The organism is Microbulbifer jejuensis (assembly GCF_047289955.1).
Classification (GTDB): domain Bacteria; phylum Pseudomonadota; class Gammaproteobacteria; order Pseudomonadales; family Cellvibrionaceae; genus Microbulbifer.
On sequence record NZ_JBLBUB010000024.1, the window covers coordinates 16,213 to 42,379 of the forward strand.

Below are 26,167 nucleotides of genomic sequence, written 5' to 3' on the forward strand. Positions count from 1 at the left end.
TTGATCTCACAATTCTTTTTCAGATAATTTTAACGGGGCAGAATCAATACTAACGGAGCCATATAACAGAATACTCGCCACATTCAGTATGCGGTGAAAGCATCCCTGTTCGCGCGTAACCGCGCCTGGGTGTAGGCACAGTTGCGCAGGACCCGGAGTTGTTCCAGCATTTATGGCCTACCGGTTCGGCAGTATGTCGTGGAGGTACGCTAGGTGGTGCATGTAAAGGTCTGTGGTCACTACTGCTGCGCTGGTATACAGCCGCCACGGGGCATAGCGTGTGTGGGTTGGTGGAGAACTGGCTGCGTACGATCGGATAAAACCTAGGTGCCGGAGGAGAAGAGCGCAACTACCGCCAGCAGGGTGACCACCCAGATACCGCACAGGATTTTCCAGAACAGGGAAGCGTCGCCCTTGTCTGTGGGGTCTTCGCGCAGGTAGTCCGGATTGGGGCTGCCCAGGTCCCGTATCAATTCCTCCAGCGTGGGGTAGCGCTGCTCCAGGTCGATACTGCAGCCGCGCGCCAGTGCGCGGTCAAACCAGAGGGGCACCACCGGGTTGAACTGGGTGGCGGAACGGTAGCGCAGGCGCTCGTAATCCGCGTTGGAGCGACACGCCTCAATCTCCTCTCCATAGGGAAGTTCCCCGGTAAACATCTCGTAGGCAATGGTGGCCAGGGCGTAGATATCGCCGCGAATACCGCTGTTGCGACCGAGAATATAGTGGGGGTCCGAATAGCTGGCGGTACCCAGCGCCGCCGGGTGTTCCAGCGGGCGGAAGATCTCGGCACTGCCGGCGATATACACCGAGCCGAAGTCGATAATTTTTACCTGGCCGTCACTATCCACCATGATATTCGCGGGTTTCAGATCCTGATGAATGGTCTCCTGGTCGTGAAACGCCTGCAGCCCCGCCGCGACCTGCTTGAGGATACGGAAGGCTTCCGCCGGCTTGGGAAAGCGATTGCGGGCAATCCAGGTTTCCAGGGTGATACCATCCACGTACTCCATCAGGTAGTAGAGTGCGCTGCGCGGCCGTTCCTGCCGGTGCAGGCGTACCACATGCTTGCTGTGAATGCGCAGGCCGATCCACTCCTCCTGCACAAAGCGGTCGATATAGTGGATATCGTCCTCGTAATTCACCGAGGGGGTTTTCATCACCAGGGTTTCACCGCAGGCCGTATCGCACACCAGATACAGCTGGCTGCGCTGGGAGGAGAACAGCTCGCGCTCCACCCGGTAGCCGTCCAGCACCATGCCCGGCTCCAGCTCCGGCGGAAATGGCAGGCGCGTGAGCTGGCGGCTGTAATCGTCCAGGGTGGCCTGGGGCAGTGCCTGCACCCGCACCACCAGCGCCGACAGATTGTCATCGCTGCCGTTTTCCTCGGCGATGCGCACCAGGGTTTCCGCCTTTTCCTGCTCGCTTGAATGGGTGTCCGCGAGCAGTTTGCGCAGAGCACCTTCGTCGATAAAGTCGTGTACCCCGTCGCTGGTGAGCAGCAGCATATCGTTGTCAGCCAGGCCCACCTGTCCGTAGTCCACCTGCAGGCCGGTATCCATGCCGAGTGCACGCGACAGCATCTGTTGGCGGTGTGCCAGGGTAATGTTGTGGTCGCGGGTCAGGCACTTGAGGGTATCACCGCGCAGGTGATAAATGCGGCTGTCGCCGATATGGAAATAGTGCGCGGTGCGGGATTTGAACACCAGGGCCGAAAAAGTACACAGGAAGCCCTTCTCCTGCTGGGGATAGTCGTGGCTTTTGCGGTACAGCTTGCTGTTGATGGAGGCGAGGATCTTTTGTCCGGCATGGGCCACCGACCAGGTGTCCGGTACCTTGTAATAATCCCGCACAAACTGCCCGGTGGCAGTGTGGCTGGCGAGGGCCCCGGCCTCGGCGGAACTGACCCCGTCCGCCAGTGCCGCCACCGCGCCAAGGTACTGTTGCAGATGCGGGCTTTGCGGCCAGTGGAACAGGGCCGAGTCTTCATTCTGTGCTTTGATACCGGCGCGGCTGCACAGGCCATGGCGCAGTTGCAGCACCGGTTGCGGCGCGGCAGCGGGGGGCTGTCCGCAATGCGCGGAAATGGTCGGGCCGGTTTCGGTCATTGTCGGTCCCCCTCTGGTAGCGGTGCCTGGCGCACAGAATCAGCGGAGAACAGCAGAGCCCTCCGCCGCCTCGGTGCCTTACTCTACGCTAATCAGCTGCACTGTGCCGTCTGGCAGCACTTCCGCAATCTTGCCCTTGGGCTCATCCAGAAACACGCAGGCAAAGAAGATCACAGCGGCAGCCCCGGCGATTACCAAAAAGAACTGGCTGTAGCTCACATAGGACAGGGTGGTGAGAAAGGTCACCGCGCCCACATTGCCATAGGCCCCGGCCATACCGGCAATCTGCCCGGTCATGCGGCGCTTCACCAGGGGCACTATGGCAAACACTGCGCCCTCGCCGGCCTGCACGAAGAAGGAGCAGCACATGGTGGCGATCACCGCGGCGGGAATCCACCAGCTGCCGTCGATCTGGCTCAGCACAAAGTAACCCACCGCCAAGCCGCCAATCAGGAACATCAGGCTGCGGCGGCGTCCCAGCTTGTCAGAAAAGTAGCCGCCGGTGGGGCGCGCCACCAGGTTCATAAAGGCGAAGCCGGAAGCGAGCAGGCCGGCCTTCACCGGGCTCAACCCTTCAAAGGTCTCCAGAAAGAACAACGGCAGCATGGAGACCACCGCCAGTTCCGAGCCGAAGGTGACAAAGTAGGCCAGGTCCAAAATGGCCACCTGCTTGAAATTGTACTTCTCCAGCGCCGGCACCCCCTTGCGCAGGTGCTCCCGGTTCACACTCCAGATCATGCGGGTCTGTAAAACGAACAGGGCTACCAGCAATCCCCACATACTGTAGGTGGCCTCCTGGCTGAGCAGGGCCACCCCACTGGGGGACAGCTTGTAGGCCAGTGCCGCCAGCGCCAGGTACATGGGCACGTTCATCAGCAGATAGAAGTAAAAGTCGCGCTTGCTGGTCACTTCCAGGCCGCCGCTTTTCTTCGGCTTGAAGTAGGTGGAGCCCTTGGGGGTATTGCGCGCGATGCGGTAGTAGAGGATGCCGTAGAGCCCGGCGAGCACCCCGGTGAGGCCGAGGGCGTAGCGCCAGCCGTCCTCGCCACCGAACAACAGGGCGAGGGTGGGCAGGGTTATGGCACCGGCAGCGGAACCGAAATTTCCCCAGCCACCGTAGATGCCCTCCGCCAGGCCCACCTGCCTGGCCGGGAACCACTCGCCCACCATGCGGATGCCGATCACGAAGCCCGCGCCGACAAAGCCGAGCAAAAAGCGGAACAGGGCCAGGGACTGGTAACTGTCTGCGGTGGCGAAGCCCAGGCAGATCGCGGATGAGGTGATCAGCAGGCCGCTGTACACCAGGCGCGGGCCCAGTTTGTCCACCAGCATACCGATCACGATACGCGCGGGGATGGTGAGTGCCACATTGAGAATTAACAGGGCTTTCACCTGCTGGCTGGTGAGATCGAAGGCTTCCTTGATAAAGACCATCAGCGGAGCATGGGAGAACCACACCAGGAAAGTCAGGAAGAACGCAAACCAGGTAATGTGCAGCGTCTTTATTTTGGGATCGCCCCAATGAAACAGATTGAGGCCGCTGGATTGACTCATGACTATTTTCTCCGGCTTCGCAGTAATCTAGCGGTGGATAGGGTCATGGCCGATGGTATTTGAGCAGCGCTGCAAAAAAAGTGCGCAAAGGGGGTAGGCGGGGGCCCCTTGCCCGGCTCTTCAGGGCGGGTTAATCCCATTGGGGTAGCGGGAAGGGTGCCCGCCTGGCGGTTTCACTGCGCGGGCTACCCAGCAGGTGGTAGTTGCGTCAATAGGTTTCCCCTCGGGGGGATTTTTGGGAGTAATTGCTGGCGAAACCGTTTTTGTGCATCTTGTCATCCAATAGCCCCGCCGGGCTGCGTCGCCTTCGCCGGCACAGTGCACTTCTGGCACTCTGTGGCCGGAATTTGCCCATACAGGGCCTGCGCGATCAGTCGGGCCTTTGGTTGAAAATCTGCATAACACGGGGAGCCTGCCGTGCAATATACCCAGCAACTCGCCGGGCGCGCATTGATGTTTGCCTCGGCCATGTTCGCCGCCAACTTTTCTGTGTGGACACTCTACGCGGTGCTCGGTGTGGAGATTCGCGCGCAGCTGGCCCTGTCCGCTACCGAGTACGGTATCCTGCTGGCGGCGCCCATCCTGAGTGGTGCACTGCTGCGCTTTCCCGCAGGCCTGCTGGTGGAGTATTTCTCGGCGAAAAACCTTATTTTGTTGCAGATGCTGTTGTTGTTGCCGGTGTTGTTTCTGCTGCCGTCTATCACCAGCTACAGTGCACACCTGCTGGCCGGTTTGTGGCTGGGTATTTCCGGTGTGTCCTTCGTACTGGGCATCCGCTATATCAGCCCCTGGTTTGAAAGGAGGCAGCAGGGTACTGCCCTGGGCATTTTTGGTGCGGGTAATGCCGGTGCGGCCATTACCCTGGCGCTGGCGCCGGCGATACAGAATTGGTTTGGACGGGAGTGGATAGGACCTGTGTATGGTTTCGGCATACTGCTGATGTTGTTTCTGTTTTGGTTTTTTGCCCCGGAGGAAACCCGCTATATGCGCAGTCGCGGCAAGCGTGCGCTTGCCGATCATCTCAAACCGCTGCTGGAGATACGCGTATGGCGCTATGGACTTTACTACTATTTTGTCTTCGGCAGCTTTCTCGCCCTTTTGCTGTGGCTGCCGAACTATTACCTGGCGGTGTACGGGGTAAGTACACCGGTGGCAATGGCATTGACGTTGCTGTTTGTGGCCCTGTCCAGTTCGCTGCGTGCCCTGGGGGGCTGGTTTGCGGACCGCTATGGGGCGCGCACGGTCAGCTGGAGCGTATTCTGGACCTGCCTGGTGTGTCTTTTTTTCCTCAGCTATCCCCCCACCAGCATGACCATCCACGGTGTGGCCCGGGATGTGCAATTGAATATTGAGGTGGGTATCGAACTGTTCACCCTGTTGCTACTGGTGATCGGTATCGCCCAGGGTTTTGGGCGCGCCTCTGTGTATAAGGCCCTGCACGATAACTACCCGGCGCATATGGGCAGCGTGGGGGGCAGCGTGGCCACTATTGGTGCACTGGGCGGTTTCACCCTGCCGGTACTGTTTGGTATTGCCCAGGACTTGGTGGGTATTCACAGCGCCGCCTTTATGCTGCTCTACGGGGTGCTCGCTGTGTGTATGCTGGTGATGTATCTGGCCATACAGCGCGAAAGACACCAGCAGCGCCTGGCCTTTGCCCGGCAAAACAATTTTCTATTCGATCAGGCGGAGGATACGGCAGTGCTCCCGGATAGGCAGGGTTGACTACCAATTTGGTATCAGGCTTGCATAAGGGAAAGTAGTAGACACATTGCCTGGGTGAAAAATGCAAAGATTTCAACGGCGGTGAAAAAGTTGTAGCTTTGTCTCTGCCAATTCGTTGTTGCAAAGGAAAAGCGTCATGACCACGCACAGATTATCCAGAATTATCGGAGCTTTACTGCTGGGGGCCTGCAGCACAACCGCTTTGCAGGCTGCGGCGCAGGATGGTGAAAATGCCACATTAACCGACGCGCTGAAATCCGGTGAGGTCGGGCTGAATCTGCGCTATCGCGTGGAGGCTGTCGATCAGGACAATTTAAACCGGGATGCCACGGCATCCACCCTGAGAACCCGGTTGAACTGGAAAAGCGGCAGCTATCGTGGTTTTGACGCTTTTCTCGAAATGGATGATGTCACTGATATCGGGAATGATAATTTCAATTCGACGGTCAATGGCAAAAGCCAATACCCGGTGATTGCCGATCCAAATGGTACCGAAGTCAATCAGGCCTACCTGCGCTATCGGGGTGACAACTCGGTGATTACCGCCGGGCGTCAGCGTATCAATTTGGATAATCAGCGTTTTGTTGGCGGTGTGGCCTGGCGCCAGAATGAGCAGACCTACGATGGGGTGCGCTACCAGTATGGCAGTACCGAAAGCCTGCAACTGGACTACAGCTACATTTACAAAGTTAATCGTATTTTTGGCGAGGACAGCGCCAATGGGGACTTTGAGGGGGATATCCAACTGTTCCACGCCGCCTACCCGGTGGCCGATGGCCACAGCCTGACCGGTTATCTCTACAATCTGGATCTGGAAGATGCGGTGAATAATTCCAGCCGCACTTACGGCCTGGACTATAAGGGGGCATTTGGCCCTGTGAAGGCGAAGTTGAGTTACGCACGCCAGACCGATATCGGCGACAGCCCCCTCGACTACAGCGCCAACTATTACCTGGTGGAGTTGGCCACTGCGCTGGGTCCGGTTGACACCAGGCTTGGCTATGAGGTGCTGGGTTCCGATAACGGTGTCGGGTTCAAAACCCCACTGGCCACCCTGCATAAATTTCAGGGCTTTACCGATCAGTTTCTGGCAACACCGGGCGAGGGTATCGAGGACCTGTATATCGGCGGCGCCACAAAAATTGGCGAGGGCAAGTTGAGTGTGAATTTCCACAATTTCAAGGCGAGTGATTCCTCAACCGAATACGGTAACGAGTGGAATATCACCTACAGCCGGAAAATCACCCAGGAGGTCTCTGCACTGGTCAAATACGCCACCTATGATGCCGATGAATACAGGGTGGATACCGACAAGGTCTGGCTGATGCTGACCGCCAATTTCTAACGAGCACAACAACCCGCAGGCCGGCCTTTCCCCTCCCGGGGCACCGGTGTCGCGGCGGCAAGGGCGAAGGGGGTACCACCTTTGCCCCAAGCATAAATTGGCTGGCTTGATACACTGACACCAGTTTAAACACCGAGTCCCGCCGCCTAAACAGCGCTGATCTTTGATTCTGCTGCAGGGTGTCGGGACCGTGGCCATAACGGTCACCAGGGTCGGGCGGGAAACTGCGCGGCCTCCCCAATTTGGAAAGGCGTTTAATGTTACAAGACCGCTTTGGCCGCAGGTTTTACTACCTGCGCCTGTCCGTCACGGACATCTGCAATTACCGCTGCAACTACTGCCTGCCCGAGGGTATCGGCTGTGGCCGTTCCCTCAAGGGCGAAAACCCCCTGTCGGTGCCGGAAGTGGCCACCCTGGTGCGCGCCTTTGCCGCTCTGGGCACAGAGAAAGTGCGCCTTACCGGTGGCGAGCCCTCCCTGCGAAAGGATCTGGTGCCACTGCTTGAAGCGGTGCGGGCCAGCGACAGGATTCGCCGCCTCGCCATCACCACCAACGGCTATCGCCTACCCAGCCAGATCGACGACTGGCACCGCGCCGGCCTGGATCAGGTCAATGTCAGCATTGATAGCCTCGACCCAGCCCAATTCCAGCATATCACCGGTCACGACCGCCTCGATAAAGCCCTCGCGGGGCTGGATCGCGCCCTGGCGCTGGGCATTGAGACCAAGGTCAATGCGGTGCTGCTGCGCCAGTACAACCTGGCCGAGCTGGATAACTTCCTCGCCTGGATTCGCGAGACCCCGGTGACCCTGCGCTTTATCGAACTGATGCGCACCGGTGACAATCGCGCGTTTTTCGCCAGCAACCATGTGTCAGGCAGCGATATTGAAGCCCTGCTGTTGCGCGCGGGTTGGGAGCAGGTAATCCGCAGCCGCGATGCCGGCCCGGCGCGGGAATATTTTCACCCCGATTACGCCGGGCGTATCGGTCTGATCACGCCCTATGGCAAAGACTTCTGTGCCAGTTGCAACCGCCTGCGGGTATCGGCCCAGGGCAAGCTGCACCTGTGCCTGTTCGCCGACCAGGGCTTCGAGATGCGCGAGGTGATCGCCGCCGGCGACAGTGAGGCCCTGGCCGCGCATATTCGCGCATTGATCGGCGGCAAGACCGCCGGCCACCAGCTGCACGAAGGCTTTACCGGCGCCACCCGCAACCTGGCAATGCTGGGGGGCTAGGGTTTATGGCCAGGGCGAACATCAACAAATCGACCATCGGTGTGGTGCTGGCCGGCGGCCGCTCCCGTCGTATGGGCCGCGACAAGGCCCTGCTCGCACACCCTGAGTGCGGCAGTTTCCTGGAGCACGCCGAGGCGTTGTTGCGTGCACTGCCGCTGGTACAAGTGGTGACCAGCGGCGCGCGCCCCGGAGGCATCGAAGACCTGGTGCCAGAGCGCGGTCCGTTGGGCGGCCTCTACTCTGTGGCGCTGGCCACCGGTGCCGAGGCCGCCTTGGTGATCCCGGTGGATATGCCGCTGCTGAGGCGGGCGCATCTCGCAGAATTGTTAGTGCAGGGGCAGAGCATTGGTGGCCCCTGTTATTTTGAAAACTGCTTTTTCCCCCTGTGGCTGCCGCTCAACCATCCATGCCTCGATTATTTGTGCCGTGCAGTGGCGGGGAGCGCGCATAACTCTGTGGGTGCACTGCTGCGCCACCTGGGTGCTGAATCCATTTCATTAAAAAGCGCCGGCGGCTGGCATCGCAATATCAACACGCCGGCGGATTATCTTGGCCTGACGGTACCGGATAACCTGTCCGAAAACCGTTATTTAAGAGAGCACTGATGATGTCCACACACGCCAGTAAAACATTTGTACCGCTGAATATCGCAGTACTTACCGTATCCGATACGCGCACTGCGCAGACCGATACCTCCGGCCAGTACCTGGTGGAAGTCCTGACTTCCGCCGGCCACCAGCTTGTAGATAAACGTATCACTCCGGACGATATCTACCAGATGCGCGCGGTGGTTTCCGCCTGGATTGCCGACCCCCAAGTACAGGTGGTGTTGGTGACCGGCGGCACCGGCTTTACCGAGCGCGACTCCACCCCGGAAGCCCTGAGCCCGCTGTTCGATAAAACCGTCGATGGTTTTGGCGAGTTGTTCCGCCAGCTTTCCCTGGCGGATATCGGCAGCTCCACCGTGCAGTCCCGCGCACTCGCCGGCCTCGCCAACCGCACGCTGCTGTGCTGTATGCCCGGCTCCACCGGCGCCTGTCGCACTGCCTGGGAGGGTATATTGCTGGAGCAGCTGGATGCCCGCCATAAGCCCTGCAACTTCATTCCCCATGTGCGCTTTGCCAGCGCCCCCTGCGAGAGTCGGGGGTAATTTGTGAGCCAGTTAACCCACCTAAACCAGCGCGGTGAAGCCAACATGGTGGATGTCACCGAGAAGGACATCACTGATCGCAGTGCCCTGGCAGAGAGCCGTATTTGCATGGGTGCGGAGGCCTTTGCATTGCTGAGCCAGGGGGCGCACAAGAAGGGCGATGTGTTATCGGTGGCCCGCATTGCCGGTATCCAGGCCGCCAAGAAAACCGCGGATCTGATACCCCTCTGCCACCCCCTGGCGCTGACCAAGGTAGCACTGGAGTTTGAACTGCAGCCGGACAAGCACAGTGTGCATATCACCGCCTTCTGCCGCCTGGCCGGACGCACCGGCGTGGAGATGGAGGCATTAACCGCAGCCTCGGTGGCGGCGCTGACGATTTACGATATGTGCAAAGCGGCGGACCCGACCATGGAAATTGGCCCGACCCGGTTGCTGCAGAAAACCGGTGGCAAGGGTGGCCACTGGCGCAGCGATGCGCCGGCAAGTGCTTGAGTATTTCAGAGGTAGAAAGATATGGTGAAGGTTCTGTTTTTCGCACGCCTGCGACAGCAGTTGGACACCGGCGAAATTGCCCTGGCAGACTTTTGCGGTAGTCTCAGTGCCCTGCGTGAAGCGCTGTGTGAGCAATACCCCCATTGGTGCGTCTACCTGCAACGGGACGATATCCGTATGGCATTGAACCAGGAGCTGGCGGAGCCCGATACGCTCGTGAATGCCGGGGATGAGGTCGCGTTTTTTCCGCCGGTGACCGGCGGCTAATGGTGCCTGTATGAAAGCAGTCGATCGTATCGAGGTGTGTGAAACGCCGCTCAATGTGGCTGTCGAATACGCGGCCCTGCAGGGCAACAGCGGGGATGGCGCCTGTGCCCTGTTTGTGGGTTCGGTGCGCGACTTCAATGCCGGTAGTGATGTCTGCGGCCTGGCCCTGGAGCACTATCCCGGTATGACAGAAAAAAGCCTGCAACGCATCACCGGTGAGGCGCGCAGCCGTTGGTCTCTGGGGCGCGTGGCCATAGTTCACCGGGTTGGCCCCATGCAGATCAACGACGAAATTGTTTTTGTCGGCGTTACCAGCCCGCACCGCCAGGCCGCCTTTGCCGCCTGCCAGTACATCATGGACCGCCTCAAGACAGAGGCCCCTTTTTGGAAGCGCGAAGCCATTGCAGATCAGACCGGTAATGCCACTGAACGCTGGGTCGAGGCCCGCGCCAGCGATGCCGAGGAGATGGACAAGTGGTCCGCCGGCTGAGCTTTCTGCTGTGCAGTTTACTGCTGGCGACTGCGCTGCCGGTCAATGCGGATAGCTGCACCCTGCGTGTGGCGGTGGCGGCCAGCTTCCGCCCGGCATTGGAACAGGTGCTGCCGGCATTCGAGCGCGGCAACACTTGCCCGGTGCAGCTCAGCAGTGGCAGCTCCGGTGTACTCTACCAACAGATAGTGCACCGCGCTCCCTTCGATTTATTCCTGTCCGCCGACCGCGAGCGGCCCGAGCGGCTGGAAAAACAGGGCGGCGTACTGGGTGACAGTCGCCGTACCTACGCCTTGGGATTATTGGCTCTCTGGCATCCGAAATCAGAATCGGAACCTGAAGGCTTATTGCAGCACTGGCCCGATAAAATCGTATTAGCTGATCCCAACTTAGCGCCCTTTGGCAGTGCCGCCCGGCAGGCACTGGAAAGTCTGGGCTTATGGGAAAAAAAACAAACTCAGCTGGCTTGGGCCCACAATGCCGGCCAGGCCTATTTAATGCTGGATTCCGGCAATGTGCAGTTGGGCTTTGTCGCCGCCAGCCAGATGCGCGCCGCCGGGCGGGAGAATTTCTGGCTGCTGCCCCAGCATTGGTATCACCCCATTGAACAGCAGTTGGTGATCCCCATTCAGAGTCGTCAGCCTGAAAAAGCACAGGCCCTCGCCGACTACCTGCGCTCACCCGAAGTACAGGCACAACTGCGCGATCTGGGTTACGGTGTTCTGCCGGCGCAGCGCGCGGGGCGCGGGCGATGACTATCGCCGCTGCCGACTGGCAGGCCCTGTGGCTCACCCTGAAGCTGGCCGGACTGACCACCCTGCTGTTATTTGTGCTTGGGGTGCCCCTGGCCTGGCGGTTGAGCCAGTGGCAGAGTCGCTGGCGCCATGGCATAGAGATATTAATTACCCTGCCGCTGGTGCTGCCGCCGACAGTGTTGGGTTTCTATTTACTGTTGTTGTTTTCCCCCAATTACGCCCCCGGTCAGTGGCTGTCGCAGCTCTTGGGTGGACCTCTGGTATTTTCCTTCGGCGGTCTGGTGTTTGCCTCGGTGATTTATTCCCTGCCGTTTATGGTGCAGCCGTTACTCGCCGCCTTTAATACCAACGGCCAGCGCCTGAGCCAGGCCGCCTCGGCGCTGGGTATGCCGCCCTGGGCGGCACTATTAAAAGTTGTGCTGCCCGCAAGTCGCGCGGCAATTGTGAGCGCCTGCGCGCTGACCTTCGCCCACACATTGGGTGAGTTCGGCGTAGTGCTGATGATCGGCGGTGCTATTCCCGGTGAGACCCAGGTGGTCTCCATTGCGCTCTACCAGCATGTGGAGGCGATGGAGTACGGTGCGGCGCACCGATTGGCCCTGATGTTGATAGGGATTACTACAGTACTGTTGTTACTGGCCCGTTGGCTGGGGCACATTTTGGCTCCGCGCGGCTCAACTAAAGAGAGCCTTAAGCCGGCGACGGGGGTATGGGGCTAATGGAAATTACCCTGCCCCTGTTTGGTACTGATGCGAGCAGTACTGACTCTGCCGGACTCTGTGCGGAAGGGCTGGTGACTTCACTGAATGCCACCACGCCGTGGCAATTGATCCTGCCGGCGAGTGGTGTTTTCGGTCTTACCGGCCCCTCCGGCGGTGGCAAGAGTACGCTGCTGTCGACCCTGGCCGGCCAGCGGCGCTGCCGCGGCACGATCGCTTTTGCCAGTACCGTCTGGCAGTCTGGGCGCCGCGCCCTGGCGACCCACAAGCGCGCCCTCTCCTTAGGCTTTCAGGACAGCCGCCTGTTTGCCGGGCAGTCGGTGGCGGACAACCTGGCATTGGCCCGCCGCTACAGCCGCAGATCACTGCCCGGGGAAGAGTGCGATCAGCTGCTGAGGGACTTCGGTATTGCGCCGCTACTCCATCAACCGGTGGAGTTGTTATCCGGCGGTGAGGCTCAGCGGGTGGCCCTGTTGCGCCAGCTTTTCCACAATGCGCCGCTACAGCTATTCGATGAGGCGCTTTCAGCAGTGGAGCGCGCTCAGGTACTGCGGCGTTTGTTGCCGACCTTACGGAATTTCTGGACCCGTCACCCGGCGTTGGTGATCTGGACCAGTCACGACTTCGACGAGATACAATTGCTGGCGCAACGCTGCCTGTGGATGGAGTGCGCGAATTTGTCCGCGCCGATGTCTCTGACCGAGGTGGCTCGGCGCCTGGAGGCCAATGCATTGGGGGATAGCTGCCGCAGCCGGATTGAGGCGCGGGTGGAATCCCTGCGTGATGGCCTGCTGAGTTTGGATTTGGGTGGGGTTTCCCTCTATGCGGACAGGGTCACGGGCCACTACCGCAATGGCGATACCGCCGCTTTCCTGCTGGATGCCGGCGATATCAGCCTCAGCCTGGAGAAACCGGGCCTGTCCAGCATCCTCAACTGCCTGCCGGTGACCCTGGCTGGGAAACAGGGTCTGGCCAATGGCCGCATTCGCCTGCAATTGTGCGCAGCGGAGCAGATGCTATACGCAGATATTTCCCGGCGCTCCTGTGAGCGCCTGCAACTGCGTGCAGGCACTACCTATTTTGCCCAATTCAAGGCCGGTAGCCTTGCCGGTTTGTAAGTGATCTTTGAGCAAATGGTTGTGCAAAAAATAGTAACTAGCTAAAACCCCGGATGATTTTTTGCTATTTTTGAATGCCAGCTAACTAGATGGTACTCATATGGGCGTTTTAATAGGAATTTCTCTCGTTAACGAGGGCGATAAGTGTTACAGGGAAAAAGCACAGCTTGAGGGATTACCCATAGCGAAAGCAGTGCGTGTTGAGGATTTATATCCGGTCCTGGCCCGGTGTATTGAAGAGAATGGACACCATTACCGCTTAACCCGCTCGGGATCGGATACCTTGGAAATAGAGGAAGAGATTCAGGATTGCGAGCCCTACCGGATCAATTTTTTCCAGTACCATATTTGCCGAAAGGGCGATACTGTCGTTATTCACTCTACCTACAAAGACGATGCCCTGTACTTTTATCTGGCTTGCCGCGCCGCCAGCGGGCAAAAGGTCAAGATCGCTTTTCATGGTGAACACCCGTTTTATAACCAAGACTCTATTGCTGAATATCAGGGGGCGGGTAACTACCACCTGGCCTCCTTCTTCGATCTTGAATACTTGCCCGGTTATATCGAAGCGCACTGCCAGCGTTTCAGTCACTATCCAAAATACTGGTCTTATCACTTCTTCATTCCGCATTTGGGCAAGGTTGAGTTAAATAACCACATATCTGATCCAACACAAGCTGTCTACAATCTCGATTTCGATCACCCGGAACGAGAGTTAACAATATTCCAATCAGCTATCGAAAAGGATGGCTGTTACTATTTTCGCAACGCCCTCACCACAGAAAAGCTTGTGGAAGTGCTTGAGGAAATGAGGGCAGAGCTACAGGCGGAAGGCATTACGACGATCTTGAGTTGTTTTGAGGCTATCCACAAGAATTATTTTGATTTTGAAAGCACCATCGAGACGGATGACAGTCTGGCCTCAGTTGTGGAAGAGCTTACCGCGTACCGACAAATTGTCCGTGAAGGCCCCGTTCAATATGCGGTAACGGAAAATACAGATGCGTCTTTCTCCGTACAGGCTTACTATTTCCAGGAGCCTGTGGGGTACAATTATACGATCAGTGATGAGGATATCTCTGACGGCCATATTTATCTGGATAAGTTCCACGATATGGATTTTTACGAGGATATGTGCCGCGCCATTGCCAGGCATCTATGCCCGACGATGCCAACGGTAGAAGATTTGGATGAGGTGGCAATCTATTATCACAGGGATTCAGATCGAAAGCTGATCGCCAGCCTTTTTGAGGAAACGGATATCACTCCGAGGTTGACTCAGGTGAAATAAAAAAGGGGAGGTGAAGACCTCCCCCGAATTTACGTTATCCCGTGAGTGAAACCGAATTACGGATTATAGAATTCGCCGTTCTTGCGCAGGTAGAACCAGTAGTTAATCACCAGGCATACCGCATAGAAGATGGCGAAGCCTGCCAGTGCGTATTCCGGGGTGGTGGCCTTGATCTGCTCACCGAAGACCTTGGGGATATAGAAGGCACCGTAGGCGGCGACCGCTGAGGTCCATCCCAGCACCGGGCCTGCCTGCTCCTTGGGGAACACCATGGCGATGGTGCGGAAGGTGGAGCCGTTGCCGATACCGGTGGCGGCAAACAGGATCAAAAACAATAGGAAGAAGGGCAGGAAGAACGCTTCCGGAGCGGCTGAAGCGTAGGCGGCCTTCATGTAGTAGGCCACGCCCAGGGCGCTTGCCACCATAATCACCGCACAGATCTGGGTAACCAGGGCACCGCCGATTCGGTCGGAAATCCAGCCGCCCACCGGGCGGATCAGGGCGCCGATAAAGGGGCCCATCCAGGCGTACATCAGGGCGCTGGGGCCGTTATTGTTGATGGTGTCATGGGTCATTACCCCATCCACCATCACATGGCTGTAGCCGAAGATGACCTTGATGGCCAACGGGAAGGCGGCGGCGAAGCCGATAAAGCTGCCGAAGGTCATGGTGTAGATCACACTCATCACCCAGGTGTGCTTGTTATTGAAGATGCGGTACTGGCGTTGCAGGCTGGTTCCGATCTCACCGGGCAGCAGTTTGAGGCCCAGCACCGTGGTGGCAATCACCAGCACCAGCACCACTTCCTTAGGCACACCCCAGCCGGAGCCGTTGGCCGCTTCCGGCAGTAACAACCACAGGCCCACCACAGCGGTGATCAGGCCGATGCCCAGCATCATGGTCATCTTGATCACGGCGCCGAGGGTATTGCCCACTTCCGGGGTGACTTCCTCGGTGCGCAGGTTGTTCATACCGAACCAGCCGATAAAGGCCAGGGGTACCAGAAACAGCAGCCACACAAAGCCGGCATTCTGAATCCATGCCTCGGAGCCCGCCGGTATCTTGCCGATCAGGGAGCCGGAGCTGCTCACCAGGGTCATGGGATCGCCGCCGGCGGCGCCGAAGGCACCGATGGTCATAAACAGCGGCACCAGGATCTGCATGGTGGTAACGCCGAAGTTACCCAGGCCCGCATTCAGGCCCAGAGCCAGGCCCTGTTTTTCCCTGGGGAAAAAGAAACTGATATTGGACATGGAAGAGGCGAAGTTACCGCCGCCGATACCGGACAGCAGTGCCAGCAGTTGGAATATCCACAGAGGGGTTTCCTTGTTCTGCAGGGCGATGCCGGTGCCGAGGGCGGGAATCATCAGCAGTGCGGTGGTAAACACGATGGTGTTGCGCCCGCCAAACAGCCGGATAAAGAAGCTGCTGGGAATGCGCAGGGTGGCTCCGGTAAGGCCGGCGATGGCCATCAGGGTAAACAGATCGGCCTTGGCAATGGGAAAGCCGAGATTGAGCATTTGTACGGTGATAATGCCCCAGTAGAGCCACACGGCGAAGCCGCACAGGAGACTGGGAATGGATATCCACAGGTTGCGGTTTGCGATCCTTTTGCCCTTGGACTGCCAGAATTTGCTGTCCTCCGGGGCCCATTCGTAGATGTCAGACACAGCGGCCACTCCTCCTAGAAATGATTCTTGCAGCCACTATGGGCCGGGGACCCAGCGCACTCAATTACCCTCAGTAAGTAATCCCTTTGCCCCGCGCGCGTATTGACTACCTCTTTGGGGGTAGCCGCAGCCGTTGGGCGCTATGGTAAAGTCACTGTTCAGATTTAATACAAATCGGACCAGAAAGCAGGATTCCCCATGACCCAATCCGCCACCGTAATGATGGTCGATGACCACCCCCTGTTCCGCAAGGGTCTCAAGCAACTGTTCGCCATGGAGCCCGGCCTGGAGCTGGTGGCCGAGGCCAGCAGCGGGGAGGAAGCGCTGGAACTGGCCAAGCGATACGAGCCGGACCTTATTTTGCTGGACCTGAATATGCGCGGTATGGACGGGCTGGACACCCTGCGCGCAATGCGTGCCGCCGATGTGACCTCGCGCATTGTCATACTCACGGTGTCCGACAATAATGCCGACGTTGTATCCTGCATTCGCGCCGGAGCCGACGGCTACCTGCTCAAGGATATGGAGCCTGAGGACATTCTCGACCAGGTGATCCAGGCCACCCACGGCAAGCTCGCCATCAGCCAGCGTCTCACCGAGATTCTCGCGTCGGCTCTGCGCAAGCCGGACAATTCCGGCGCGGACACCCTCTCCAGTCTTACCAGCCGTGAATACCAGATACTGCAACTGATCGCCGACGGCCTCAGCAATAAACTGATTGCCCGCGAGCTGGATATCAGTGATGCCACCGTCAAGGTACACGTGAAACATTTATTGAAGAAGTTGGGCATGCGCTCCCGCGTAGAAGCCGCCGTATGGATGGTCAACCAGAAGCGCCCGGAGTCCCAGGACCGGGCCCATTGACGCGCTTCACGCCCAGCGGCAAAGGAATACAGTGAGAGAGAATTCCCATGCCCACCATTGATTGCTGTAGCCAGCCGGGCCTGATGCCCCTCCAAAGCGCGCGCAAAAAACTGCTGCAGGCACTGAGCCCCATCAAGGATACCGAGACACTGCCGCTGGTGCGTGCGGGTGGCCGGATACTGGCTGAGGGTGTCTGTTCCGGTGTGAATCTGCCGCCCTGCGACAACTCTGCCATGGATGGTTACGCCCTGCGCTTCGAAGACCTGGCCAGCGGCCTGCCGCTGGAACTGATCGGCAAGTCCTTCGCCGGAGCGCCTTTCGATGGTGTGGTGAATCCGGGTACCTGTGTGCGCATTATGACCGGCGCCGCCCTGCCCGCCGGGGCCGATACCGTTGTGATGCAGGAAGCTGTCGATGCCCAGGGTGAATCCATTCGTATTATCGACGAAGTCCGCCCCGGTGATCATATTCGCCGCTGCGGCGAGGATGTGGCTGAGGGCGCTGCCCTGCTGGAGCGCGGCGAGTGTATCAGCATTGCCCATATCGCCCTGCTGGCCGCTGCCGGTGTGGACAGGGTGACGGTGTTGCGCAAACCGGTTATCGCACTCTTCTCCACGGGCGATGAGTTGTGTCAGCCGGGAGAGGCGCTGGGTAAGGGGGATATATACGACAGCAATCGTATCGCCCTGCTGGCGGCTCTGGCGCAGATGAACCTGGAGGGACTGGATCTTGGGGTGCTGCCGGATAACAAACAGGCCATCAGCGAAGCTCTGCAGCGCGCCGCGCGGGATGCCGATGCCATTATCACCTCCGGCGGTGTCTCTGTCGGCGAGGCGGACTATACCCGCGAAGTGCTGGAAGCGCTGGGTGAGATCGGCTTTTGGAAAGTGGCGATAAAGCCTGGCAAACCCTTCGCCTTTGGTGACCTGCAGGGCACCCCCTTCTTCGGCCTGCCCGGCAATCCGGTCTCCGCACTGGTCACTTTCTACCAGCTTACCGTGCCCGCTCTCACCGTGTTGAAAGGGGGCAGATGGCATGGTCCGCAGACGCTGTGCGCCCAGCTGCTAAACCCCCTGAAAAAGAAACCCGGCCGCACCGATTTCCAGCGCGGTATCTATCGCACCGATGACCGCGGTGAGCTGGTGGTGGAGCCGGTGGGTAGCCAGGGCAGCCATATTCTTACCGGTCTTGCCGCTGCCAATTGCTTTATTGTGCTGGCGCAAGAGAGTGGGGGTGTCGAAGCCGGAGATCGGGTGGTAATTGAACCCCTGCCTTGAGGGTGCCGCCGGGCACAGGGTTGGCACTACTCAGGAAGGTAAAGGCAGATGACAGCACCGGTAACGCTCAGAGCATACGACGCATCCTGGGTCTCAATATTCGAGCGGGAAAAGCGACACTTGATGGCTATAGCCGGGGAGTGGAATCACGGCGGTATTGAGCATGTGGGGAGCACGGCTGTTCCGGGAATGGTGGCCAAACCAGTGGTCGATATCATGTTTGGTGTCAGGTCACTGGCGGGCTCAGCACCCGCTATCGATGTACTTGTGGAGTCCGGCTATCAATACTGGCCCTACAAAGCGGAGGTCATGCACTGGTTTTGCAAACCGTCTGATACCTTCCGCACCCATCACCTCCATTTAATCCCCTTTGAGAGCCCGCTGTGGCGGGAACGCATCCAATTCCGTGACTTGTTGCGCTCCAACCGGGACGTGGCAATCCAATATGCACAGCTGAAACGCAAACTGGCAGCCACCCACAAAGAAGACCGTGAAGCCTACACCGAGAAAAAGTGGCCGTTTATCCAACAGGCATTGCAGAATGCCTAGTGCCAACAAACGGAACAGGCACCGCTTTTTTTTGCTAAAGCCGCTCTGTGACGACGTTGGAGCGCAGAAAGAACGGGATTGGCTTTTCTGGAATTTTTGGCTGCAGCGCCATTCGTAAATTCCGTACGCGACCGTCAATTAGACCGCGACCTTTTCCACCACCAGGCTGCCAATCGAGTAGCCGGCACCAAATGAGCAGATAATGCCGCGCTCGCCCGGTGTCAGATCATCGCTGTAGAGGTTGAAGGCAATCACTGAGCCGGCGCTTGCGGTATTGGCGTAGCGGTCCAGCACAACCGGTGCGCGCTCAGTACAGGTTTGATCACCCATCAACTTTCTGGCGATCAGGTTGTTCATATTGAGGTTGGCCTGGTGCAGCCAGTAGCGGCTTACTTGCTGCGGGCCGGTGCCGGTTTCCCGCAGGTGCTCCTCAATATGGGCCGCCGCCATGGGGCAGACTTCCTTGAATACCTTGCGGCCGTTCTGGCGAAACAGTTTGCCGGGCCCAAAGGGATCGACATCGGCGGCGCGCGCCGTATAACCGAAATTTGAGCGGATATTGTTGGAGTAAAGGGTTTTCGCCTTGGTGCCCAGCACTTCCCAGGCGGTGTTCACAGCGCAGGTCTCGCGGCGCTCCACCACACTGGCAACCGCCACGTCACCAAAAATAAAGTGGCTGTCGCGGTCGGTGAAATCCACCTGTGGCGAGGCCAGCTCGGCGTTGATCACCAGTGCGGTGCGCGCGGCGCCGGAACTGATCGCATCCACGGCGCGCTGCAGGGAAAAGGTGGCGGAGGAGCAGGCCACTTCCATATCGAAAGCAAAACCGTCGATGCCGAGCGCACCCTGGATTTCGATGGCAATGGCCGGGTAGGCGCGCTGCAGATAGGAAGCGCCGACGATCACCATATCCACATCACAGGCGTGCTTGCCGGCTTTTGCCAGCGCCAGCCTGGCCGCATTGACACCCATCTCGGCCTGTACACAGAGCTCGTCGTCCTTGCGCTCGGGAATTAAGGGACGCATGCGTTCCGGGTCGAGGATACCCTCGCGGGTAACCACGTAGCGGCTCTTGATACCGGAGGCGTTCTCAATAAATGCCGCCGAGGACTGGGGTTTTGGCGGCCGTGCTCCGGTGTCGATCTCCTGCGCATATTTGCGATTGTAGTGTCGGGCGTAGGTGTTATAAGCCTCCACCAGCTCTTCGTTGCTGATTGCTTCCGGTGGCGTCCACAGGCCTGTGCCGCTGATGACTATGCCCTGTGGCAATTGGTATGCACACATCGCTGAATCCCCGGCCCACACCAGATGGCATGCGGGCAATTACTCACTGAATAGAACCTTAGCAGTGTTGTCTCGACTGGCCCCGAGGCACCAGTGCGACAAGATAGAGTATTTTTGCGCCAATAGTGGATTGGGTCTATCTGTGGTCGCGCCGAAGAGTCAGGGTGTTCTGGCCAAAACGAAGGCGCTGACCTCCCCAGCCCCGGCATGCAACAGTTTTTGTGCCGCTGCTTCCAGGGTGGCACCGGTGGTCAGTACATCATCTACCAACCCCACATGGCGCCCCCCGACATTTTCGCGCAGGGCGAAACTCTGCAGCAAATTGCGCAGGCGCTGGGGGCGCCGCAACTGCGATTGGGTCTGGGTGGCGGCAACTTTGCGCAGCAGGCGTGGGCGTACCGGTAATTGCCATTGTCGTCCCAGTTCTGCTGCAATCAGCTGTGCCTGGTTGTATCCCCGCTGCCAGTAGCGACGCCAGTGCAGGGGGATAGGGGCGAGCAGGTCGGGGCGCTCAGCCGCGGGCTCCATCACCTGCGCCGCCAGTTGCGCGAGGCTGTGGCCGGCGGCCAGATCGCCACGGTATTTAAAGCGTTGAATCATTTGGTTCACAGGGAAAGCATACTGCCAGGCCGCACGCACCCTTGAGAGAGGGGGCGGCTGGCGGAGGCAGTCGGGGCAGTGCTGTGCGGCGGGGGGCAGGGGTTGGGCACAGGTCTCGCAGGCGTTGCCCAACTGGGGCAGTTCAACTGCACAGGGTGTGCAGAGGCCGCTGTAACCTGCGCGGTCTCCACACAACAGGCACTGCGCCAGGTTGTGCGGGAGCAGGGAGGATAAAAAGTGGTAAACCATAATCAGGTAATTGAGTTGACAGCGGTTGGGCCGCGGCTAAACTGGCCAGCTTGTCCGGTCGCGCGTGCCATTGCCAATTAGAGCCCGCCGATTGGCCCCGTGCGAATCTCACCAACACACACAATGCCAGCAACAGAGAGAGTAAGCCCTGTGACCGCCGCTCAGCAAATGCCCGCCGCCGAGATTCGCCACGATTGGACCCGTCAGCAGGTTCTGGATCTCTTCGCCATGCCGTTTAGCGATCTGATGTTCACCGCTCAGCAGGTGCATAGGATGCACTTTGATGCGAACCGGGTGCAGGTGAGTACCCTCTGCTCCATCAAAACCGGCGCCTGCCCGGAAGACTGCGCCTACTGCCCGCAGAGTGCCCGCTACGATACCGGCCTTGCGCGGGAAACGCTGATGAAGGTGGAGAAGGTGCTGGAGGAGGCCCGCGCGGCCAAAGCCGGTGGTGCCACCCGCTTCTGCATGGGCGCTGCCTGGCGCTCGCCCAAGAAAAAAGACATGCCCTATGTCACCCAGATGGTGCGCGACGTAAAGGCGCTGGGTATGGAAACCTGTATGACCCTGGGTATGCTCAATGATGAACAGGCCCAGAAGCTGGCCGAGGCAGGATTGGATTACTACAACCACAACCTCGATACCTCGCCCGAATATTATGGCGAGATTATCACCACCCGCACTTACCAGGATCGCCTGGAGACTCTGGGTCGGGTGCGCGCAGCCGGTATGAAAGTCTGTGCCGGCGGTATTGTCGGCATGGGCGAGGGCGACAAGGACCGCGCCGGCCTGCTGATGCAGCTGGCCAACCTGCCCGAACACCCGGAGTCGGTGCCCATCAATATGCTGGTACGGGTTGCCGGCACCCCCCTGGAAAAACAGAAAGACCTGGACCCCTTCGAGTTTATCCGCTGTATCGCCGTGGCCCGAATGATGATGCCAAAGTCCCATGTGCGCCTGTCTGCCGGGCGCGAGCAGATGAGCGACGAGATGCAGTCGCTGGCCTTCCTGGCCGGAGCCAACTCCATTTTCTATGGGGAAAAACTGCTGACCACCGCCAATCCCGAAGCCAATAAGGATATGCAGCTGTTCAGCCGCTTGGGGATCCAGCCGGAGAAGTACCAGCAGTACAGTGATGAGTCTGAAGTGGAAGCGGAGCTGAACGCCCGGATCAGCGAGCAGAAGGATGATGCGTTTTTCTACGACGCGGCCAAATGACCCTGGACCAGATTCTGCGCCAGCGTCTCGATGAGCGGCGCCGGCGTAACCTATACCGGGAAGTCAAAACCCTGGATTCGGTGCCGGGTCCCCTGGCCAGGGTGGATGGTCGCGAACTGCTCGCCTTCAGCAGTAACGATTACCTGGGGCTGGCAACCCGCCCCGAAGTCATCAGTGCCCAGCAGGCGGGTGCCGAACTGGGCGCCGGCGCCACTGCCTCCCACCTGGTCAACGGGCACTTGCAGATCCACCAACAATTGCAGCACAGCCTTGCCGAAGTCACCGGGCGCGAGGCTGCGCTGGTGTTTTCCAGTGGCTATATGGCCAACATGGGCACACTCTGCGCGCTGTTGGGTCGCGCCGATACTATGATTTCCGACAAGCTCAACCATGCCTCTTTGATCGATGGTGCGCGCCTGTGCGGTGCCAACAGCCTGCGTTTTCCACACAACGACCTGGAGGGACTGCATCGCCAGTTACAGCGCGCTGCCGGGCGCGGCGGCAATATCCTGGTGGCGGTGGATGGTGTCTACAGTATGGATGGCGACCTTGCGCCGCTGGCGGAGATTGCCGGCCTGTGCCGGGAATATGGTGCCTGGCTGATGGTGGATGAAGCACACGGATTTGGGGTGATGGGCAGCGGACAATTGCCACTGGCTGGCAGCTGCGCCGCGGTGGGCCTCGGCCAGTCTCAAGCGCCGGTTGTGATGGGCACCCTGGGCAAGGCCGCCGGCAATGCCGGGGCCTTTGTGGCCGGTTCCCGCGCGCTGATTGATTACCTGGTGCAGTTTGCCCGTCCCTATATTTATACCACCGGCATGGCGCCGGCGGTGGCCGCCGGTTGTGTCGCGGCCATTGATCTGATGCGCAGCGAGCCCCAACTGGCCCAGCGACTGGAGGGGAATATCGAGTATTTCCGCCGGCGTGCCGCACAGCAGAATTTACCCCTGACAGATGCTCCCGGTGCTATACAGCCGCTGCCGATCGGCTGTGCAGAAACCGTGATGACGGTGTCGGCGGCGCTGGAGCGGCAGGGCTTTATGGTGGGTGCCATACGCCCACCCACGGTGCCCGCAGGCACCGCTCGCCTGCGCATTACCCTGAGTGCCGCGCACAGCCACAGCCAGATCGATGCGCTACTCGAGGCCCTGGCCACAGTGCTGCGGGAAAATAACGCGGTGCGTCTGTGAGCCGGATTGAGAACCTGGTGTTTCTGCACGGCTGGGATGGGGACAGGAGTCCGTGGCAGCCGCTACTTGCGGCGGTGCGCGAACAGCTGGCGCTGCCCCTGCACTGTATGGGGTTGCCGGGTTTTGGCGAACGCAGTGCTGAGCCCTGGCCGCAGCAACCAGCCCTGTTGCAACAGCTCTACCAGTCACTGCCACGCAACTGTGTGCTGGTGGGGCATTCCCTCGGCGGCATGCTGGCCCTGCAGCTGGCAGCCAGACCGGGACAAAGAAAAATCCGTGGGATAATCACTATTTCTGCGAATGCCTGTTTCGTGGAACGGGATAACTGGCCGGGTATGCCCCGGCGCACCTTTGAGAATTTTCGCGCCGCCTTTGTGCGGGACCCCGACGGGACCTGGGAGCGGTTTTGTGCCCTGCAGTCCCAGGGTGACAACGCCATGCGCGCCCTGCTCAAACACCTGAAGGGGCGCAGGCCCAATATCAACCCGGAGGCCTGGTTACAGTCCCTGGATTGTCTGGCCGGGCTGGATAATCGCGATTTGCTGCAGAAGCTGGCAACCCCCGCCTTGTACCTGTTTGGCGGGAATGATGCCCTGGTGCCCCAGGTGGCTGTGGAGGAAATACGTGCCAGTGGTGCCCCGGTAGCGGTGATGGAGGGTTGTGGTCACAAGCCGCACCTGTCACAGCCGCGTCAGGTGGCGGGGTGGTTGCGGCATTTTGTGCAGGGCCTGTCCTCAACTGCTGCCCTGGCGGCGGAGCCCTTCGACAAGTCCGCGGTGGCGCGCTCTTTTGGCCGCGCCGCTGCCAGCTATGACGATTGCGCCCACCTGCAGCGGGCGGTGTGCGGCCGGCTTGGGAACATGGCGGAGCGTCGCTGGGTGCCGCGCACCATTGTCGATTTGGGCAGTGGGACCGGTTTTGGCAGCGCACTGCTGCGCCGGCACTTTCCGCAAGCCCGTATTGTCGCGTTGGATCTGGCCGAGGCTATGCTGCGCTTTGCGCGCAGGGAGCAGCCGCATGCGGATGGTTATATCGCCGCGGATGCGGAGCAGCTGCCCCTCGCGGACGGCAGTGTGGATCTGGTGTTTTCCAGTTTGGCGCTGCAATGGTGTTACCGGTTGCCGCAGCTGTTTGCAGAATTCGACAGGGTCCTGGCGCCGCGCGGCCATTGCCTCGTGGCCACGCTGGGGCCCGGCACCCTGGCGGAACTGAGCAGCAGCTGGGCCCAGGTGGACACCGGTGTACACGTCAACCGCTTTCTGCCCCTGGCCGATTGGCGCGATGCCGCGGGGCAATCCGGCTTGAAGGGAGAGGTGCAGCGGGAACAGCGCCTGTTGTACTTCGACAGCCTGCGTCAGTTGATGCAGGAATTGAAAGGGGTGGGGGCGCACAATATCAACCGTGCCGCCAGGCGGGGAATGACCGGGCGCGCCAGACTGCAGCGCCTGGAGGCGGCCTATGAGGGCCTCAGGCAGCCCCGGGGGCTGCCGGTGAGTTACGAGGTTATTTACCTGAAGCTTGCCCGCGGGGGCGATCAGGGGTAGATATCAATGGGGATGGGTGTCTTTACCAGGGCCCAGATCTCATCCATCTCCCGGTTGGAGGCCACCGCGATACAGCCATCGGTCCAGTTGTTGCGGCGCAGGTGCTTTTCCATATAGGACCACTCGGGTTTGATGCCGTGGATCATGATATCGCCGCCGGGGCTGACACCCAGCCTGGCCGCGCGCGCGCGGTCCTGTTTGTTCGGGTAAGACACGTGGATAGAGCGGTAAAAGCGGCTGTTGGGGTTCTTCCAGTCCAGGGTGTAGCGGCCCTCGGGGGTACGCTCATCCCCCTGGCGGACCTTGTGTCCCCTGGGGTTATCGCCGAAGGAGACGGTGTAACTTTTCACCACCCGGCCGTTGCGAATCAGCTGCATCAGCTTCTTGGATTTGTACACCGCAACATGGTCGACAGGGGTCACTTTCGCTGAGGCGAGCAGGGGCACCACCAGCATCAGGGCAATCGTCAGGTATCGCATGGTCTTTAAGCTGTTTGAATGTTTTCAGTTATTTCCGGATTTACCGCGTCCCTGCAGGGCAGTTTCCCCTTTTGAGGGGGTTATTTTGTCAGCGCAACCCCGTGCCTTTGTTATCAGTGCTCGGTTTGATTTGTTTAAAATTTGCGCTACATGAGTAAATTACCATCAAGTTGATGGCGTGAAAAGCCACTATAAGAAAAAATGTACACTTTTTTGATCAGGGGAGGCGGCGGCCTTGGGCAGAACCTATTTTGTTGCCGGTACCGATACCGGAGTGGGCAAGACCTTTGTAAGCGCAGCCCTGCTCACCGCAGCTGCGAATGCGGGCCTTCAGACCGCGGCGATAAAGCCCGTGGCCTCCGGCTGCGCGCGCACCGAAGCCGGACTGCGCAACGGGGATGCCTTGCTGTTGCAGGAGGCCATGACCCTGGAACTGAGCTACCCGCAGGTGAATCCCTTCGCCCTGGAGCCCCCCATCGCCCCCCATATTGCCGCTATTGAAGCGGGCAAGCAGTTGAGCCCTGCGCGTATGGCCGGCGTCTGCCGCGGTGTGATGTCCGCCGGTGCCGACCTGGTGCTGATTGAAGGCGCCGGGGGCTGGCGCACGCCGCTGGGCCCCAGGGCCTTCCTGTCCCAGTTGCCACGGGAATTAAATACCCCGGTGGTGCTGGTGGTGGGGATGCAGCTCGGCTGTATCAACCATGCCCTGCTGAGCGCCGAGGCCATCCGCAGCGACGGCCTGCCGCTGGCCGGCTGGGTGGCCAACTTTGTCTGCGAGGGGATGGCGCGCGCAGAGGAGAACCTCGCCACCCTGGAAGCGCTGCTGCCCGCGCCCCTGCTCGGGGTGGTGCCCCACAGTGAGACCCGGGATTACCAGGCGGTGGCCCAACATCTGGATATCCGCCCGCTGCTGCCCTCCTGACCCGCATTTCCCCAGGGGCTCGCGCGCGCTCAAAGCGGTTGACTTTGGGCGCCTGCGCACCTAGATTCAAAC

The 26,167-nt window shown here is 59.5% G+C and carries 25 protein-coding genes and 1 riboswitch; of the genes, 19 read left to right on the top strand and 6 right to left on the bottom strand.

All coding sequences use genetic code 11. From position 1 onward, the window contains the following. Positions 1–323 precede the first annotated feature (323 nt). Together ACL7TT_RS15205 and ACL7TT_RS15210 are read right to left on the bottom strand one after the other, a co-directional pair. A complete protein-coding gene (locus ACL7TT_RS15205; RefSeq protein ID WP_413396668.1) occupies positions 324–2,105 on the bottom strand; it encodes a protein kinase domain-containing protein in 1,782 nt (593 codons plus the stop codon). Positions 2,106–2,183: 78 nt separating this feature from the next. Next, positions 2,184–3,659 carry a NarK family nitrate/nitrite MFS transporter gene (locus ACL7TT_RS15210; RefSeq protein ID WP_413396670.1) on the bottom strand — a complete coding sequence of 492 codons (1,476 nt, stop codon included), beginning with the start codon at positions 3,657–3,659 and terminating at the stop codon, positions 2,184–2,186. A gap of 417 nt (positions 3,660–4,076) precedes the next feature. Between ACL7TT_RS15210 and ACL7TT_RS15215 the strand changes: the two genes are divergently transcribed. The 12 genes from ACL7TT_RS15215 (at position 4,077) to ACL7TT_RS15270 (ending at position 14,249) form a co-directional block, all read left to right on the top strand. Then, the gene (locus ACL7TT_RS15215; RefSeq protein WP_299944708.1) at positions 4,077–5,384 is read left to right on the top strand and encodes an MFS transporter; all 1,308 of its coding nucleotides are present in this window, start codon (positions 4,077–4,079) and stop codon (positions 5,382–5,384) included. Between the two features lie 136 nt (positions 5,385–5,520). Then, positions 5,521–6,729, top strand: a complete 1,209-nt coding sequence (locus ACL7TT_RS15220; RefSeq protein ID WP_413396672.1) for an alginate export family protein — start codon at positions 5,521–5,523, stop codon at positions 6,727–6,729. A gap of 118 nt (positions 6,730–6,847) precedes the next feature. Next, a riboswitch (molybdenum cofactor riboswitch) is annotated at positions 6,848–6,998 on the top strand. Continuing rightward, positions 6,987–7,964, top strand: a complete 978-nt coding sequence (moaA, locus tag ACL7TT_RS15225; protein WP_299944711.1) for a GTP 3',8-cyclase MoaA — start codon at positions 6,987–6,989, stop codon at positions 7,962–7,964. (Overlaps the previous riboswitch by 12 nt.) Before the next feature lie 5 nt (positions 7,965–7,969). Next, positions 7,970–8,569 (top strand): molybdenum cofactor guanylyltransferase, encoded by a 600-nt coding sequence (gene mobA, locus ACL7TT_RS15230; RefSeq protein ID WP_413396674.1) that lies wholly within the window; start codon positions 7,970–7,972, stop codon positions 8,567–8,569. Positions 8,570–8,571: 2 nt separating this feature from the next. Further along, positions 8,572–9,114 (top strand): molybdenum cofactor biosynthesis protein B, encoded by a 543-nt coding sequence (gene moaB, locus ACL7TT_RS15235; protein ID WP_413396742.1) that lies wholly within the window; start codon positions 8,572–8,574, stop codon positions 9,112–9,114. A 3-nt stretch (positions 9,115–9,117) separates the two neighbouring features. Further along, complete coding sequence (gene moaC / locus ACL7TT_RS15240) at positions 9,118–9,609, top strand: cyclic pyranopterin monophosphate synthase MoaC (RefSeq protein ID WP_413396676.1); 492 nt, start codon at positions 9,118–9,120, stop codon at positions 9,607–9,609. 21 nt (positions 9,610–9,630) lie between these two features. Then, the gene (gene moaD, locus ACL7TT_RS15245) at positions 9,631–9,876 is read left to right on the top strand and encodes a molybdopterin converting factor subunit 1 (RefSeq protein ID WP_413396678.1); all 246 of its coding nucleotides are present in this window, start codon (positions 9,631–9,633) and stop codon (positions 9,874–9,876) included. Positions 9,877–9,886: 10 nt separating this feature from the next. Then, positions 9,887–10,366, top strand: coding sequence for a molybdopterin synthase catalytic subunit MoaE (gene moaE, locus ACL7TT_RS15250; protein ID WP_299944718.1), 480 nt, complete (start codon positions 9,887–9,889; stop codon positions 10,364–10,366). Then, positions 10,351–11,121: a molybdate ABC transporter substrate-binding protein gene (gene modA, locus ACL7TT_RS15255; protein WP_299944720.1), complete on the top strand. Its 771-nt coding sequence runs from the start codon at positions 10,351–10,353 to the stop codon at positions 11,119–11,121. The genes moaE and modA overlap by 16 nt, the downstream gene beginning before the upstream one ends. Next, positions 11,118–11,840: a molybdate ABC transporter permease subunit gene (gene modB, locus ACL7TT_RS15260; RefSeq protein ID WP_413396681.1), complete on the top strand. Its 723-nt coding sequence runs from the start codon at positions 11,118–11,120 to the stop codon at positions 11,838–11,840. The genes modA and modB overlap by 4 nt, the downstream gene beginning before the upstream one ends. Beyond that, positions 11,840–12,958 (top strand): ATP-binding cassette domain-containing protein, encoded by a 1,119-nt coding sequence (locus tag ACL7TT_RS15265; RefSeq protein WP_413396683.1) that lies wholly within the window; start codon positions 11,840–11,842, stop codon positions 12,956–12,958. The genes modB and ACL7TT_RS15265 overlap by 1 nt, the downstream gene beginning before the upstream one ends. A 100-nt stretch (positions 12,959–13,058) precedes the next feature. After that, positions 13,059–14,249 carry a hypothetical protein gene (locus ACL7TT_RS15270; protein ID WP_413396685.1) on the top strand — a complete coding sequence of 397 codons (1,191 nt, stop codon included), beginning with the start codon at positions 13,059–13,061 and terminating at the stop codon, positions 14,247–14,249. A 56-nt stretch (positions 14,250–14,305) separates the two neighbouring features. Here ACL7TT_RS15270 and ACL7TT_RS15275 read toward each other — a convergent pair whose 3' ends face one another. Then, complete coding sequence (locus ACL7TT_RS15275) at positions 14,306–15,919, bottom strand: MFS transporter (RefSeq protein WP_413396686.1); 1,614 nt, start codon at positions 15,917–15,919, stop codon at positions 14,306–14,308. Positions 15,920–16,117: 198 nt separating this feature from the next. Here ACL7TT_RS15275 and narL point away from each other — a divergent pair, with 198 nt between their 5' ends. Genes narL through ACL7TT_RS15290 form a run of 3 tightly spaced genes read left to right on the top strand, consistent with a single transcriptional unit; the run spans position 16,118 to position 18,609 of the window. Next, entirely contained in the window at positions 16,118–16,783 is a 666-nt protein-coding gene (narL, locus tag ACL7TT_RS15280) for a two-component system response regulator NarL (protein WP_299944731.1), read from the top strand. Positions 16,784–16,830: 47 nt separating this feature from the next. After that, positions 16,831–18,060, top strand: coding sequence for a molybdopterin molybdotransferase MoeA (gene moeA, locus ACL7TT_RS15285; RefSeq protein ID WP_413396688.1), 1,230 nt, complete (start codon positions 16,831–16,833; stop codon positions 18,058–18,060). A gap of 48 nt (positions 18,061–18,108) precedes the next feature. Continuing rightward, positions 18,109–18,609 carry a GrpB family protein gene (locus tag ACL7TT_RS15290; RefSeq protein ID WP_413396690.1) on the top strand — a complete coding sequence of 167 codons (501 nt, stop codon included), beginning with the start codon at positions 18,109–18,111 and terminating at the stop codon, positions 18,607–18,609. A gap of 138 nt (positions 18,610–18,747) precedes the next feature. Here ACL7TT_RS15290 and ACL7TT_RS15295 read toward each other — a convergent pair whose 3' ends face one another. Further along, positions 18,748–19,893 carry a beta-ketoacyl-ACP synthase III gene (locus tag ACL7TT_RS15295; protein WP_413396692.1) on the bottom strand — a complete coding sequence of 382 codons (1,146 nt, stop codon included), beginning with the start codon at positions 19,891–19,893 and terminating at the stop codon, positions 18,748–18,750. Between the two features lie 159 nt (positions 19,894–20,052). Continuing rightward, positions 20,053–20,742 carry a ComF family protein gene (locus tag ACL7TT_RS15300; protein ID WP_299944735.1) on the bottom strand — a complete coding sequence of 230 codons (690 nt, stop codon included), beginning with the start codon at positions 20,740–20,742 and terminating at the stop codon, positions 20,053–20,055. A gap of 168 nt (positions 20,743–20,910) precedes the next feature. Here ACL7TT_RS15300 and bioB point away from each other — a divergent pair, with 168 nt between their 5' ends. From bioB to bioC, 3 genes are read left to right on the top strand one after another with little or no spacing between them, the layout of a single operon-like run. Beyond that, complete coding sequence (gene bioB / locus ACL7TT_RS15305) at positions 20,911–21,960, top strand: biotin synthase BioB (RefSeq protein ID WP_299944798.1); 1,050 nt, start codon at positions 20,911–20,913, stop codon at positions 21,958–21,960. Beyond that, positions 21,957–23,150, top strand: coding sequence for an 8-amino-7-oxononanoate synthase (gene bioF / locus ACL7TT_RS15310; RefSeq protein WP_413396694.1), 1,194 nt, complete (start codon positions 21,957–21,959; stop codon positions 23,148–23,150). The genes bioB and bioF overlap by 4 nt, the downstream gene beginning before the upstream one ends. Then, entirely contained in the window at positions 23,147–24,694 is a 1,548-nt protein-coding gene (bioC, locus tag ACL7TT_RS15315; RefSeq protein ID WP_413396696.1) for a malonyl-ACP O-methyltransferase BioC, read from the top strand. The genes bioF and bioC overlap by 4 nt, the downstream gene beginning before the upstream one ends. Here bioC and ACL7TT_RS15320 read toward each other — a convergent pair. Continuing rightward, positions 24,685–25,173, bottom strand: coding sequence for a L,D-transpeptidase family protein (locus ACL7TT_RS15320; protein WP_413396697.1), 489 nt, complete (start codon positions 25,171–25,173; stop codon positions 24,685–24,687). The genes bioC and ACL7TT_RS15320 overlap by 10 nt on opposite strands. A gap of 235 nt (positions 25,174–25,408) precedes the next feature. Between ACL7TT_RS15320 and bioD the strand changes: the two genes are divergently transcribed. Next, a complete protein-coding gene (bioD, locus tag ACL7TT_RS15325; RefSeq protein ID WP_413396699.1) occupies positions 25,409–26,095 on the top strand; it encodes a dethiobiotin synthase in 687 nt (228 codons plus the stop codon). The last annotated feature ends 72 nt before the right edge of the window (positions 26,096–26,167 follow it).